Origin of the sequence: Nostoc sp., assembly GCF_036917675.1 — a bacterium.
Taxonomy (GTDB): Bacteria; Cyanobacteriota; Cyanobacteriia; order Cyanobacteriales; family Nostocaceae; genus Nostoc.
This window is the reverse complement of sequence record NZ_JBALCT010000014.1, coordinates 138560-151768: the sequence shown is the minus strand read 5'-3', so window position 1 is coordinate 151768 and position 13209 is coordinate 138560. Positions and strand designations below refer to the sequence as shown.

Genomic DNA, 13209 nt, shown 5'->3' with positions numbered 1-13209 from the left:
TAGTTAGGATTTACGTCTGATGTTAATGAATCTATCCTAACTTTAATCATGATTACGTATTCGTTGATCTGCCATCTGTCCAGTGCAACATAGTTAACGTGTTATGGATATGGCAATAGGTTTAAACCTTGAATAAATCTGTAATCCCGTTGGTTTTTTGTGATAAACGGGTAATTCCAGACTATTGCTGTAGCTGCAATGAGACTATCAGCAATGAGCAAGCCATGACTTAGCCGATAAGACCGCAATAAATCAACTGCTGTGTCAGATATAGCCTGGTCAATCTTAATGATGTAAAATTGCTTAAGGAAATTTTCTAATGTTTGTAGTTCTGCTTTATTAGCACAACCAACCATTAGTTCCATCTGTGTGATTATGCTAATTGCCAAGCCGGAACTCGCTTTCCGATTTGGCAAATACTTTACTGCTTCGAGAATACCGCGACCTGCATCAATTAGAATATCACTATCAACGATGGTTGAATTAGTCATCTGACTTTGACCACTCATTTTCTCGAACACCATGCACCCAAGCAGTGCTATCAGCTAAATCTTGGCGATCGCTCCACATCCCAATAAAGTTATCATTTATCAAGTCAAAATCTGGCGACTGAGAGGCAGGTTCAACTGCTGCATATTTTTGTCGCAAAAAGCCAATAAAGTCGATTACTTGACGCTGTGCTTCCGTAGGAAGGGATAAAAACTCATTAAACAATTCTTGCTGTGTCATTTTTATACCTCCCAAAAAAATAAACTCACTCAAATTAGCGTTGTCAAAAACTCATCTGGCAGCATTGCCGGAACTAAAGAAACCACAAAATCGGGTGTGTTTCGCGTCACAATTATTTCTAAACCTGCCGTAAGCGCCGCAGCACTCGTTACTGCATCCTCAAAATCCTTAATTGAGCTATTCAAAGCTTGCCGAATAACTTCATCTGTTACGCTGGCAACTTGAAGGTGCTGCAATAACTTTGCTAATAGTTCACGCGCTACTTCATTACCAACTTGACGACGCAGAATATAGAAAATATTGGTTACTGCATGACCTGAAACATAACCTTGTACTTGATTCTGCATTACTGTATTTAATGCTCGTGCAGAAGCTACGATAAATGGTTGACGCTGTGCCAAAATATCGAGCAACACATCGCTGTCGAACAACACCCGTTTCAACCGTATTTCTCCTCTAAATAATCCACATAATTTTCTGTCGTATTTTCTTCTCCTAGCTGGATTACACCTATTAAACTCTGAATCCAGGGGTCAAGGTCAGTTAAAGGTTCTAAGGTTGGACTGCCAGTAATAGACAATAGGGTTTCTTGTTGAGTCACATCTTTTTCAATCTGTTTATCCCAGGCTGCTGGATAGAATTCCGTAAACCAGGCACGAAAAGTAGCCAGAGACTCTGGTGAAAATAGACTAACATCGAATTCGACATTTATAACCTGCTTGTCGTTTAAGTTTGATTCCTTCTTTAGTTTCTCATTTATTAAATCTCCAGCTAATTCTAGTACCAAAAGCAAACTTTTATCATTTATTAAATTTTGGATTAATTCTTGTCGTTTATCCCGGGCTGCTGGATAGAATTCCGCAAACCAGGTATGAAAAGCAGCTAGACCCTCTGATGAAAGTTGACTAACATCGAATTCGACTTTCCATTCAGTTAACAATTCACGAACCAAATTGTCAAAATTATGTACAAATGGCAAATTTAGGTTTTCAATATATCCGTGAGCAAGACGATTACTAACTTCCAAACAAGCTTGAGCAATGTCAAATTGAGAGATTGATAACTCTCCTAAAGAGTACAGATGTCTTATTAATCCTATAACTGGAAAACGTTCAATAGGAATTGATACATCGATTGCTCGCTTTCTTAAAGCGTCCTCAAAAATACTCCATATAGAAAGAAAACCAGACTGAATTTCATCATTTTCAAGAAGCTTATGTGCTTGGACAAACTGATCGGTTAGCTCTTGCCATGAAATAAGTTTTTCGGATGTTCCAGGTAAGGATTTGCCTTCTATATCTTCAAGCGTGACCAATAAAAAACGCCAGCCTGGATGTTTACTAACTTCCTCTGCTAAAGCCTGTAAACGCTCCACATAAATTCGGCTGAGGCTGGTTCTTATTTCGATTACAAAACCTAAGTTATTCTTAGTAACAATTAAATCTGGCTGGTAGTTACCCAAATCAAATGGTAATTCATCTGTTTTGAGTCCAGTTAAAACATGAAACCCTTGACTTTCGTACTTCTCTGCCAGAGATTTCAGTTTTTCCTCGTATAGAATTTTAGTATTGTTAGTCATAAGTATTTTTCCAATGGTTGAGATTCACTTACTTTTACATAAACACACTCTTTACCTGTGTCCACAGCACGGTGTAATAACGAAGGTAGATTTATTCTATCAATTCGGTCAGACATAAACCGACGATGGCTCTCTACATCTGATACTAAACTATCATCTTGAAAAACTAAGCCTACAAGTGCATCCTGAATCGGCTTGATAATATTATCGGTATCAGCCGGAAAATCATCACAAAGATAAACTAGCGTCAGTTGTAAATTGCCGTTTTTAATGACGCTCCGATCTTGCCAAACTTTTTCAGCTTCAACACGCACAAAATTCTTCCATGCCTGAAGGTTTTCTTTTTTCTTTGTCTGTAACGAAACAGGGCGTCTGGGAATGAGAAATTCAAAAGGTATTATTCGCATTCCAAGTGCATATCTTGATAATTAGTTAACAAAGTTACAGCAATTTTCACAGATGACTCCTCATCATATTGGGTATATCTACACTTATACAAAATTTCTACATAGTTATTCACCAGCATTAGGATAAAAGTCTAAGTCTAAAATTTCATCTACAGAAAAGGGACAGACGATCGCAAAGTTATCCTCTGATAAACTAGTTTCCACCATTGCCTCTCGCCGCGATCGCTGATCAGTAGCATTAATCCACTCAGCATCATTTAAAAAACGGCGCAAGCTGGGACTTTCTCGCAGTAATTCCTCTATATTCAGTCGCTCACGGGTAATGATCACTTGCCAACTGCGGCTACGGTGTTCGGGCTGATACTTCCACTTCAGCAAATGCGACAACAGCAACCGCAACGCACTTTGCAACGCCCGTTGTTGACTCTTACCCAAGTCCACCACTTCCTCAATTAAGTGTTCTAAATCCATCGTGTCCCAGTGGTGCGTAGGCGAAGCCCGTCGTAGACATCGCAAAAGCTCTGCTGTCTGCTCTACCCATGCACAAAAATCTTGCTCATACAGAGTTTGTAAGATTTGCAGTTCTATAGACTTCATGGCGCTCCTTCTTAGCAAATAAAATAGGTAGGTGCAAGTTAATTTTATTTGTGTCTATCTACTTAACATTAGGCTCGAACTAGATCCTCAATCAGTTCAGCCTCTGTGAAAAGACCAAAATTCCCGACTTTTCCAAAAAGTCGGGAAATATATGTTTATCACGAATGATTTAGGGATGCTATCTGACCAAACACTTTGACTGCTGCATGAGTTAGGAGTTCTCCCCATCTCCTTGATCTCCCTCTATTCTGACTGAATCGGGTTGTCTCTGGGATTAACCAACCTCAGCAGTTTTTGCTTAATTTGAGCGTCGAATACTTCCCATTTCATTTTCGCATAGGGGGAATTTTCGTTGCTGCCAGATAAGAAGCCCATCGGAATTTCAAAGCCGCCTGCGCTTGTTCTTCCACCGCCAAAAAACCGCCCTGCGCTATCTTGTCCAAAAGCTTCTTTGATGAATTCATCAGGATCAAGGGTAAGTTTGCTGGTTCTCAGGGAGCCGATGACTATTTCTAGTTCTTCGTTTTCATCGTGAACAATGCCATAAACTACGGCGGTATGCACGTTTTCTTCGGTGACTAGAAAATCAGCCGCTTGGGGGATGGCATCACGGTCTTCATAGCGTAAATAACCGACACCAGCAATGGAAAAGTTATTTTGGACGATGCGATTTTTTAGCGATCGCTCGATCACATCCATTACCCGCTTGGAACGGTTCGCCTGTAAAATGGCGTTTAGCAGTTGGGCGTCATAAAATCGGCTTAAATACGCAGCTGCCATAAAGTCTTCTTCTTGCGCTTGCATTAACCGATTTGTATCCGATCGCAAGCCGTGCATCAAGGCAGTAGCGCATTTGACATGTTGATTTATGCTGCTATCTAATGCCAATAATCCTGTTTGGAGGTATTGAGTAAAAATTGTTGCCGTGGCTCTGACATAAGGACGGATATCCTCAAACTCTGATTGCAGATCACCTTGTATGCTGTGATGGTCGATGAGTACTACTAAGGGAATTCTAGCCTGCTGTACCGATGACAGTAGTTGTGAAGTGGTTCCTTGGTTATCAATTAATACAAAACCTTGATAAGATGACAAATCTTTGGTTTTCAAGGTTTGGAGTGTCCATCGCTGAACAGGTAAATTAGTCAGCCTTACCAAGGCAATATTCTCTTGGTGGCTCAAAGCGCCAGCATAAATGATTTCACATTTGATATCATATTGCTGGGCAATTAACTGGTAAGCCCACGCACAGGAAAGGGCATCAGGATCAGGAAAATCTTGCAGAATTACCAGTTGGCGATCGTGTCGGTGTGCCAGAAGGGTTTTTTGCAATTCTTCTGACTTTTGTTGTGCCAGAGAATTACCACGGTGACTGAGATATATCGCTCCTTCACCTACCGATGGCGGTAATGACGGACTCTTAAATGCTACTTCCACGGGCGCTTTGTCGATTTCGGGTTCCTCTGGGTTTGGCTCTGTGGTCAATGACAAACTCTCAAAGTGAGTAACGGGAGAATTAAAGTACATAGGGAACTTTTTTAAAGTGTGAGGCTCCTTTAATTCAGAAATACTACGTTCAGCAATTCACTGAATTTAGCCACATTATTATGATCTTCGCAAAAATATCAAGACATTGCACTATACATCTGAGTATATTTTTTGTCAGTAACAGCGCTCAACAATCAACTAAATTCCCCTAGAGGGCGTAAAACTACTGGAAACAAAGAAGTTTACTATATCGGGCTGTAGGTAGCATAAATCTGTTTTAGGAGCGTTTTTTCTGTTTCGTAAATTGAATCACCGGGATTTTTCTCTGACTTAGGGTATAGTTTCTATATTATTACTTTCGGGCTAGAAGCTGTAACTTAACTGCTACCCATAAGTAAGCCGGTGCTAATATTTCAAGCTATGTTAATAAATTTAAATGTAGGGTGCGTTGTCGCCAAGCGTCGCACCGTCAACGATTCAAGGTGCGTTAGCCTACGGCGTAACACAACGCCACTTGCTACAACGCGGGTTCCCCGCGTTGTAGCAAGTTCATTAGTGTCAACTTAAGCGCAAACCCTTTTAAAACCTCGTTTCCAGCCTTCTTGCTGGAAATGCTGCTCTTGGCGGCTCTGCCGCTTTTCTAGAGGCGGAGCCTCTTGAACGGCATTCCCAGTCGGAGACTCTTAACGAGACAATCTAAAAGCTGGTTCTAGGCAGGTTTTTACCTGAAGTTGACACGTATGAACGCAGTGGCTCCCCTACTAAGAATTTATATTTCTTCATATATCCCTCTTCTGTCACTCTCCGGGAGGGCGATCGCTAGAACCCTCATAAGGCAATCAATACAAGCTATACTATTAGAAAAAAATCGCTCTTGTATTTGTTATTAGAAAAGAATCGCGCGATCGCTTGCTATACAAAAGCTCTAGAATTTAGAAATGGTAAATGTTTTCCGAGACTGACAGAAGAGGGATAGTTTAATTATTTTGGCAACTATCTTTAGATAGATAGGGTAAACACTACGCGATTTATCGTTAGTAATCCCTTGCTAGTAATGAAAAAATACAACTTTCCATCTGAGTTTTATATTTAATTGATTTTGTCAATAGGTAATCTCCAGCATCGTCTAAGAAATCAGTAAGACCTTCTCAAGGCTTAATCTATATTCATGCTTTCAGTAGAGGCAGTCATACTTTATAAATGCGACTATTATTTATATATATGTCCTCAAACAATAGATAGTTGCTGTCGTTCAGATAAAAAAATCAGATTTTATCCGACTGTACTAAGTTTGGTTTTTAGCCAATTGTTTGACGTTTTGAGAAGGTAACACAATGAATAATATCCTAAAACGCACACTTCTACCCAGCCTCATGGCTGCAAGTCTAGCTGGTGTCACCTTAGTTCCCGCCAAACCGGCTGCTGCTGACGACCAAGTACTAAGAGATGCAGGGATTGGGGCTGTTACCAACGTGGTAACAGGAGCTATTAGGGGACATGGTAGTGTATTAGGCAATGCTGCTAAGGGTGGTGTCACTGGTGCAGCAGTCAATGGTGCAAATGGTCTGAGAAACCATCGCGGTCGCAGTCACCGGAACCTTGGTCAAGATGTCGGAGTCGGGGCTGGGGCTAGCGCCTTGACTGGCATAATTACTGGCGATGGTAGACATACCCTTGGCAATGCTGTTGATGGTGCGGCTGTAGGTGGAGCAATCCATCTAATAACTAATGGTCACTAATTCCTAAATTCATCAGTTTAATACTTCCAACGGTTAACGAACTTATCCCTCCCTAATTCCTCTTTTTCCTAAAAGGAGCAAACCCAAGCTCCCTTCCTTACTAGGGAAGGGAGCTTGGGGGGTTAGATTAATATTCAGATATATGCCACCGTCATGATCGGATGACGTTAAACTTAATAGTAAACTCTAGCCCTTCAACGCCTTTCTAAAGTTTCGACGATAGGATTGATTTGTAATAAACAAAGCTGGCCATAGCAAAGATAAACCAATGCGATTGGTCAAAGTTGGATTAAAATTAGTCCGCCCAAAGCCATTCCAAAACTTCCAAACGCCGCCTCCGTAAACTACTATCAAGACAAAAATAATAAAGTTACCCATTCCCATCAACTCCATTAGTAACTGACAGAATTTAAGTTAAGTTTTAGCGATCGCTCTCAAAAACCCATATAAAGACTTTTCACTTTAAATGTTGCTACAAATATGCAGCAGAGACATTTATTCTACTTATCATAACTTTCTGGCATACCCACTGGTGATAAACCCGCGATCGCTCGTAAGTTTTGGCAACGAATCAACTTAGTAAAATTTAAACTGGAATGTCCTTCAATTTTAGCTACTGCTTCAATTGCAGATAACAGGTGTTGTGCTGCTTCTGTTTCTGAATAACCGCGTCGCTGTGCAATTTTAATGGCTGCTGTATCAGCATTTAACTCTGACTCTTGAGACTTATTAGTGCGCCAGATCCTCCAAGCAGCGATCGCACTTAATCCCCCAGCTACGGCTACACCCACCACATCTGATTGTACTGCTTCCAATGATCCGCCCAACAGCCCAGCCAGCACTACACCTTGATAAATGTCGGGTTTAAACCACTTCACCCCCGTCAACCAGCTAACCATCTGCAACAGTAGCAAATCTCGTTGCGGCTTTGTCAAGCGATGCCACAAATCAAAATTAATATATATCGGTCGTGTCTGATTCCAGGGTTGGGGAAAGGAGGCATCAATCACTTTTGCTTGCTGAGGCTTACTAACAAGTTTTGTCGTCATCCGAGCCGAAGCAGGCATCACATCTAACAAACGGCGAATTTCAACATTTTGCTCCATAAATTTAATTATTAGCCATAATGTGCATGGTAACTATTTTAGTTATCAATCGTGTTAATCTTTGATTTGTGATTTGATAATGTGGCGGGATTTTATTGTATCCGTTTGCGCCCAAATTCAAAACCTCAAAGTTCTCGATCACCATTGAGACTGCACTTTTAACGACATGGACGCTTTTGTTCCGATCCCGCCTGAATGGACAAATGAGGCAACACACGCTTACGAGTTTTGCTGTCCTAGCTGCCGCTCTAGTAGCTTGGAAGCTAAAAAAGTTTGGCTAAATCGGCGATCGCCTGTACTTACAGAAGATCATCGTCGCAAATGGCAGGAGTTCTACTATTGCCACTGTGGTTCTGTGTGGTGGGCTTGGAGTAGCGATCGCCCCTCTAAAGATATATCGAATCAGCAAGATTATAATCCTACTTGACATCTCCCCCGATTGAAAATCGGGGGATTCTAAACTGATGTTGCGTAGTGGGTCTAGAAGACCCACTACGCAACGTTTGCGATATGATTTATTTAATCTCGTAAACAAATCAATTCGTTGTGGCACTGTCAAAGATGCCCTACCCACCTTGGCTAGGTTTAATCCTAGCTGTGTAGCTACTTTTCTCATGATATTTGCGCTACCATTGCAGTCTGCATTGATAATGAAACCATCACGACTTTTGTACTGACCTCTTATGCGGTTTCCGCTTGCTTTCCACCCTTGGGGCTTTTCGCTACGCCTGGGCAGGGAGTCGCAATCAAGAAATGATGCCTTGCTGGTGTATGCCTCCTCAGTAATTGTCAAAGTAATCCCGTATTCCGGGCAGAGTTGTTTCAGTCGCTCAATTAATCGGCTGGTAGGGATGATTACAAAATTCTGGTTATTCCTTTTTCCCATGTTTGAATTTTGCTTCTGTCCAACATTCCAACCAATGACAATGTTGCCAACTCGGTCGTTAAGGCATTGGTTGATAATAAATCGGGCTGCTTTGTTAATGCCATCTCGCATCTGGTTATTCCGTTTGCGTTGCACTCTATCAAGGTTGTAATCGCAATAAAAATCTGATTTGCCTTGCTTATATTTAGCAACTAAACGTGAATATCCTTGATTTAATGATCTGAGTTTACGACCATCAATAATCAAACTTTTCCCATGAGTTGAGACACCTGTCAGCCAATTAGATCCGCCGTGGTCAAAACTCCATGCTTGCGTGTAATCTAATTGGGGATTATTTTCTATTGTTTCTTTACCATCATCGATTACCCAATCAATCCATAATTGCCCAAAGTTTGGTCGTACCGTTACTTCCTGAACCCAGGATGAATCAATGAATTCTGGGAGATATAACTTCATCTCAGTCAGTAATTCTGGTTTACTTCCTTTGCTGATTGAAGGCTTGAAATATCCCTCATTAAAACTTAGAGCCTGACGTGGAAATGTGACAGCCGCTAGACCTCCTTTCTTACGATACTTTGGCAAAGATGGTTTATCAACCTCACCATTGTAGTAAGCTTTCACCAGTCCGTTATAAGCTGTAATCGATTCAGCAACCGACTTCAACGTTTGTTGCGCTGATTGTGCCGCCATTGCTTTGTAATGCACATTCTGCTTGAGAATCAAATCTAATTCTGGGTAAGTTGTACTGCATCTATAAGTTTTCCAACCACTACGTAAATCATCGCCACGCCAATAAGTAGTAAAAGCATTACCATTTTCTTGTAATTTGGCGTAATGAATTTTCTTAGTTTCGTACAATGCACAATTTATCAAGCTGTTAGCATTCTCGCACTGGTTCATCCAAAAGGACGTTTCCTCGTCATGAAATTTAGCTCTAATTGAACAGGTCTTATACACTTATTTTTGCCTCCCGTATCTTTTACTAGAAATGTTTTTAGAGCTAAAATCAACAACATTTAATTAATGGCTAAACTATCAGTGTCAGACTATGAATACAGGCGCACGAGCGGTTCAGTTTCGTCTCTGAACTACCATTTTGTCTTTGTTCCTAAACGCCGAAAAGCTGTGTTAATAAAAGAAGTCGCACAGCGTTTACAAGAAATTATATTAGAGTTAGTAGTTGAGCATGGATGGAGACTAATCGCCTTAGAAATAATGCCTGACCATGTTCACTGTTTTCTAAATGTCCCGAGCACCCCTACTGTTGAATGGTAGTTAAGTAAGTGGGTCAAATTAAATATAAAACCTCATTCTGCCTCCGGCTCCCCTCTGGGATGCTTTGGAGAGGCATTTAAGGTGAGGTTTGATCTTATATTTAATTACGCCTACCTACTTACTATCTCAACTCAATTGTTCATACTTAAATTTACCTTTAATAAACTTGTTAAAATATTGACCTTTAGACGGTGCATTGTCTAAGTCTTCCTTGACACTAGGAGGTACTTTGAAATACTCGTAAACACTTCCACTATCAAATTCAATAGTCAGTGTTTGAGTTTTTGGATCATAGGTAAATTGCTTAATAACGCTGCCTTCAGGCTTGAGTAGAGGGAAGGCGATCGCATCCCGAATACTGGCACAATCAGTTAATAACATTACCAACCGATCAATCCCAATCCCTAAACCACCTGTAGGCGGCATACCGTATTCAAGGGCTGTCAAAAAGTCTTCATCTACACCTTGCGCTTCCAAGTCGCCAGCAGCTTTTCTTTCAGCTTGGGCTTCTAGACGTTCTCTTTGCTCGATGGGATCGGTAAGTTCTGAGAAGCTGTTGCCAGTTTCTCGCCCGACGATAAATAACTCAAATCTTTCCACCAAACCAGGTTGAGAACGATGCGGTTTTGCTAAGGGCGAAATTTCTACAGGATAATCAATTACAAAGGTAGGTTGAATTAAATTAGCTTCTACCTTTTCTTCAAAAGCTAAATTCAGTAACTTACCAATTGATTTGGCATCATCTACACCAGGAATCCCAGCATTTTTACTTGCTGTTTTTGCTTCTTCCAAACTTGGGAAAGAATTAAAATCCAACCCCGTAAATTCTTTAACTAAATCGTGCATTGTCACCCGACGCCAAGGTGGTGTCAAATCGATAGGTTCCCCTTGGTAGGTGATTTGCAATGTGCCGAGTACCTCTTGGGCGACAGTGGTAATAATCCCTTCTGTCAGCGCCATCATATCGTTGTAGTCGGCGTAGGCTTGGTAAAGTTCAATTGTCGTAAATTCGGGATTGTGGCGAGTCGAAATTCCCTCATTGCGGAAAACTCGCCCCAATTCAAACACCTTTTCAAAACCACCCACAATCAACCGCTTGAGATGGAGTTCTGTGGCAATTCGCAGATACAATTCCATTTCTAAAGTGTTGTGGTAAGTGATAAATGGACGTGCATCTGCACCCCCAGTTTCACTTTGCAAAACTGGCGTTTCAATTTCTAGAAAATCCCGTTCTTCCAAATAGCGACGAATACCCGCAGTAATTTGGGCGCGACGGCGGAAAGTTTGCCGCACTTCCGGGTTAACAATCAAGTCAACGTAGCGCTGACGGTAACGCTTGGCAACATCCGTTAATCCATGCCACTTGTCGGGTAGGGGCAACAGGGATTTAGTGAGAATAGTATATTGTTTAACGTAGACAGATAACTCGCCCTTTTCAGTCCGTTTAATAGTACCTTTGGCTCCCAGAATGTCACCTGCATCTGTGAGTTGCTTCAGGTGATTGAAGGCATCGGCATCAATATCTGCCATGCTTTCTTGGATGCGATTTTTGTCTAGATAAAGCTGAATTGTGCCGGTTTCATCTTGCAAAGTGAAAAAAGCTAATTTACCGAAAACGCGACGTGCCATAATGCGTCCAGCGATCGCAACTTCTAAATCAACTTCTTCACCACTGGATAAATCAGCAAACCTTTCTTGCAACTGGGCTGCATGATGGGTAGATTCCCAACGATAGGCATAGGGATTAGTCCCTAGCTGCTTGAGTTGTTCTACTTTCTCCAGCCTTGCGGCCCGGATATCTTCTTCCGACATGGTAACGAACTAAATAGGGCAAGATTAATTATAGATGCTGCAAAAGTTAAGAGTAAGAGATACAACAGATTGCAACAAGCGCCTCTGTACAGATTATTGTAAAGGCACACAACATTGTTGTATACCTAATTTACCTGAAAAACGCTGTATTTGCACTTTGCAGATGATGATAAGCTCATGTAGTTTGAATTTGCATAACCAGGGCGGGCAAGACTTCGGCATGAGCGCTCAGTCCTTCCCCGTAGGGGTACGACAAGGCTCAGGAACCATCGAACGCTGCCCACTCCACAAGAGTTTTACTTCTAGGTAATATGCACGTAAAAATACCCCCCCCTAGTCCCCCAATGCCTTGGGGGACTAGGGTGGATTAAAAATTATCCCACAAATGAAGTGGAAGTTGATGGCGATCGCTTGCAGAGTGCATACCGTCAACTCGCTCCTTGCAAACAAGCCGAGAAAATTTATATTGTATTTAGTAAGCTAAAGTTTCTAAAGTTTCCCTTAAATACCCTTGTACTTGCTGTTCCAGGCGAATTCCTTGTAACTGAGCATCGCGTTCTAGTTGCCAGCGTTGAAAACCGGAACTCGTGGAGATCGCACATTTGAGACTATACCAAATTTCAGTATTAGCAGAAAATTGGCGATCGCTAGAAGCTGGAATTTGAGCCATAGTTCCTCATTCCTTTGTTTTAAGTTCAACGGTAACTGGTTATTTTGTTGGGCGTTGGGCAATTCAATTTTGGATTTTGGATTTTAAATTTTGGATTGAATTTCAATCTAAAATCCAAAATCTAAAATCTAAAATTCTTGCTCCCTGCTGCTTATTTCTAGCCCTTTAAAGTGAAATAATATACTTTCGGGGCTGCTATGAATCTGTATTAATCCTAAACAGGGATTGCAACAATTGGGGCACGATTTGATTAACCCGCACCCCTAAAATTGTGAAATCTTGCTTAATCTTTTCTAAAGATAATGGCTCTATGCCAGCGAATTCTGTCTCATTAGTCACCAAAACTCGCATTACACTCACAGGTATTTGTAAAAAAAGATTGCTGCCCAAAAAGGCTAACCCCGCAAGCACTAATGCAACACTGCGCCATTGTGGGAGAAATTTAGCGGAATTTGCTACTAATGGGGCAATTTGGTAGAGATGCCACAGCACCCAAACCGACAATACTGCTGCCACTAGAGCTAGGATACGATTTAACTTTGTATTAATTAAACAGAGAATTTTTCGCTGCCGTTCAGTCAGATTTTCTGGCTTCAGGGCTATTCCTAAAAGAGCAAATATATAAAAAGGGCGGCGCAACTGCATCCATAGCAGAGGGAGAACACCAATGGCGGCAACTAAGAATAACTCCATCCAGACGGGCAAAAATGGCTCGCCTACAGACAGGAACAATAAGCAGAGTACTAAAAAAACAGGCAACGTCGCCAATCCAGCGACGTGAATCCACAAAATAGGTTCAGAGCGAAATGAATGCATATTATAAAATAATTGTGAGTTAAGAGTTAGGAGTTAGGAGTTAGCAGCCTTTAACTCCTAACTCCTAATTTATCACTCCTAACTTCTAACCATTTTACCCTCAAC

General features: G+C 41.3%; 14 protein-coding genes and 2 pseudogenes. 3 read left to right on the top strand and 13 right to left on the bottom strand.

Annotation, left to right across the window (positions count from 1 at the left end):
• Nucleotides 1-101: 101 nt before the first annotated feature.
• The 7 genes from V7K31_RS04510 to V7K31_RS04480 all read right to left on the bottom strand — a co-directional run bounded on the left by V7K31_RS04510 (nt 102) and on the right by V7K31_RS04480 (nt 4839).
• Nucleotides 102-491, bottom strand: coding sequence for a type II toxin-antitoxin system VapC family toxin (locus tag V7K31_RS04510; protein WP_335092825.1), 390 nt, complete (start codon nt 489-491; stop codon nt 102-104).
• Nucleotides 484-729: a hypothetical protein gene (locus tag V7K31_RS04505; protein WP_335092824.1), complete on the bottom strand. Its 246-nt coding sequence runs from the start codon at nt 727-729 to the stop codon at nt 484-486. Before V7K31_RS04505 ends, V7K31_RS04510 begins: the two co-directional genes overlap by 8 nt.
• A 29-nt stretch (nt 730-758) precedes the next feature.
• Nucleotides 759-1163, bottom strand: coding sequence for a PIN domain-containing protein (locus tag V7K31_RS04500; protein WP_335092958.1), 405 nt, complete (start codon nt 1161-1163; stop codon nt 759-761).
• Between the two features lie 5 nt (nt 1164-1168).
• Entirely contained in the window at nt 1169-2308 is a 1140-nt protein-coding gene (locus V7K31_RS04495) for a hypothetical protein (protein ID WP_335092823.1), read from the bottom strand.
• Nucleotides 2305-2715, bottom strand: coding sequence for a RusA family crossover junction endodeoxyribonuclease (locus V7K31_RS04490; protein ID WP_334825090.1), 411 nt, complete (start codon nt 2713-2715; stop codon nt 2305-2307). The genes V7K31_RS04495 and V7K31_RS04490 overlap by 4 nt, the downstream gene beginning before the upstream one ends.
• 105 nt (nt 2716-2820) lie before the next feature.
• Nucleotides 2821-3312 (bottom strand): DUF29 domain-containing protein, encoded by a 492-nt coding sequence (locus tag V7K31_RS04485; protein WP_335092822.1) that lies wholly within the window; start codon nt 3310-3312, stop codon nt 2821-2823.
• 243 nt (nt 3313-3555) lie between these two features.
• Nucleotides 3556-4839 (bottom strand): DHH family phosphoesterase, encoded by a 1284-nt coding sequence (locus tag V7K31_RS04480; RefSeq protein ID WP_335092821.1) that lies wholly within the window; start codon nt 4837-4839, stop codon nt 3556-3558.
• A 1295-nt stretch (nt 4840-6134) separates the two neighbouring features.
• Between V7K31_RS04480 and V7K31_RS04475 the strand changes: the two genes are divergently transcribed.
• Nucleotides 6135-6539, top strand: coding sequence for a hypothetical protein (locus V7K31_RS04475; RefSeq protein WP_335092820.1), 405 nt, complete (start codon nt 6135-6137; stop codon nt 6537-6539).
• Nucleotides 6540-6725: 186 nt separating this feature from the next.
• Here the strand turns inward: V7K31_RS04475 and V7K31_RS04470 are convergent, their stop codons facing one another.
• Together V7K31_RS04470 and V7K31_RS04465 are read right to left on the bottom strand one after the other, a co-directional pair.
• Nucleotides 6726-6917, bottom strand: coding sequence for a hypothetical protein (locus V7K31_RS04470; RefSeq protein ID WP_334831549.1), 192 nt, complete (start codon nt 6915-6917; stop codon nt 6726-6728).
• Nucleotides 6918-7039: 122 nt separating this feature from the next.
• Nucleotides 7040-7645, bottom strand: coding sequence for a DUF3318 domain-containing protein (locus V7K31_RS04465; protein WP_335092819.1), 606 nt, complete (start codon nt 7643-7645; stop codon nt 7040-7042).
• A gap of 166 nt (nt 7646-7811) precedes the next feature.
• On the opposite strand from V7K31_RS04465, the gene V7K31_RS04460 reads away from it, so the two are divergent.
• Nucleotides 7812-8072, top strand: a complete 261-nt coding sequence (locus tag V7K31_RS04460; protein WP_335092818.1) for a hypothetical protein — start codon at nt 7812-7814, stop codon at nt 8070-8072.
• Between the two features lie 72 nt (nt 8073-8144).
• Here V7K31_RS04460 and V7K31_RS04455 read toward each other — a convergent pair.
• Nucleotides 8145-9431: pseudogene (locus V7K31_RS04455) on the bottom strand (RNA-guided endonuclease InsQ/TnpB family protein); the annotation flags it as partial.
• A 123-nt stretch (nt 9432-9554) separates the two neighbouring features.
• Here V7K31_RS04455 and tnpA point away from each other — a divergent pair.
• Nucleotides 9555-9785: pseudogene (gene tnpA, locus V7K31_RS04450) on the top strand (IS200/IS605 family transposase); the annotation flags it as partial.
• A 147-nt stretch (nt 9786-9932) separates the two neighbouring features.
• Here the strand turns inward: tnpA and lysS are convergent.
• From lysS to V7K31_RS04435, 3 genes are all read right to left on the bottom strand, one after another.
• Entirely contained in the window at nt 9933-11618 is a 1686-nt protein-coding gene (gene lysS / locus V7K31_RS04445; protein WP_335092815.1) for a lysine--tRNA ligase, read from the bottom strand.
• Between the two features lie 472 nt (nt 11619-12090).
• On the bottom strand, nt 12091-12288 hold the full coding sequence (locus tag V7K31_RS04440) for a hypothetical protein (protein ID WP_334831556.1): 198 nt from the start codon (nt 12286-12288) through the stop codon (nt 12091-12093).
• A 195-nt stretch (nt 12289-12483) separates the two neighbouring features.
• Complete coding sequence (locus V7K31_RS04435; protein WP_334831558.1) at nt 12484-13104, bottom strand: low-complexity tail membrane protein; 621 nt, start codon at nt 13102-13104, stop codon at nt 12484-12486.
• Nucleotides 13105-13209 lie beyond the last annotated feature (105 nt).

Bases quoted from the DNA above. Each gene is read 5' to 3' on its own strand.
- V7K31_RS04485 (WP_335092822.1), bottom strand. From the start codon at position 3,312: ATGAAGTCTATAGAACTGCAAATCTTACAAACTCTGTATGAGCAAGAT.
- V7K31_RS04475 (WP_335092820.1), top strand. From the start codon at position 6,135: ATGAATAATATCCTAAAACGCACACTTCTACCCAGCCTCATGGCTGCA.
- V7K31_RS04470 (WP_334831549.1), bottom strand. From the start codon at position 6,917: ATGGGTAACTTTATTATTTTTGTCTTGATAGTAGTTTACGGAGGCGGC.
- V7K31_RS04480 (WP_335092821.1), bottom strand. From the start codon at position 4,839: ATGTACTTTAATTCTCCCGTTACTCACTTTGAGAGTTTGTCATTGACC.
- V7K31_RS04435 (WP_334831558.1), bottom strand. From the start codon at position 13,104: ATGCATTCATTTCGCTCTGAACCTATTTTGTGGATTCACGTCGCTGGA.
- V7K31_RS04490 (WP_334825090.1), bottom strand. From the start codon at position 2,715: ATGCGAATAATACCTTTTGAATTTCTCATTCCCAGACGCCCTGTTTCG.
- V7K31_RS04440 (WP_334831556.1), bottom strand. From the start codon at position 12,288: ATGGCTCAAATTCCAGCTTCTAGCGATCGCCAATTTTCTGCTAATACT.
- V7K31_RS04495 (WP_335092823.1), bottom strand. From the start codon at position 2,308: ATGACTAACAATACTAAAATTCTATACGAGGAAAAACTGAAATCTCTG.
- V7K31_RS04465 (WP_335092819.1), bottom strand. From the start codon at position 7,645: ATGGAGCAAAATGTTGAAATTCGCCGTTTGTTAGATGTGATGCCTGCT.
- V7K31_RS04510 (WP_335092825.1), bottom strand. From the start codon at position 491: ATGACTAATTCAACCATCGTTGATAGTGATATTCTAATTGATGCAGGT.
- V7K31_RS04505 (WP_335092824.1), bottom strand. From the start codon at position 729: ATGACACAGCAAGAATTGTTTAATGAGTTTTTATCCCTTCCTACGGAA.
- V7K31_RS04460 (WP_335092818.1), top strand. From the start codon at position 7,812: ATGGACGCTTTTGTTCCGATCCCGCCTGAATGGACAAATGAGGCAACA.
- lysS (WP_335092815.1), bottom strand. From the start codon at position 11,618: ATGTCGGAAGAAGATATCCGGGCCGCAAGGCTGGAGAAAGTAGAACAA.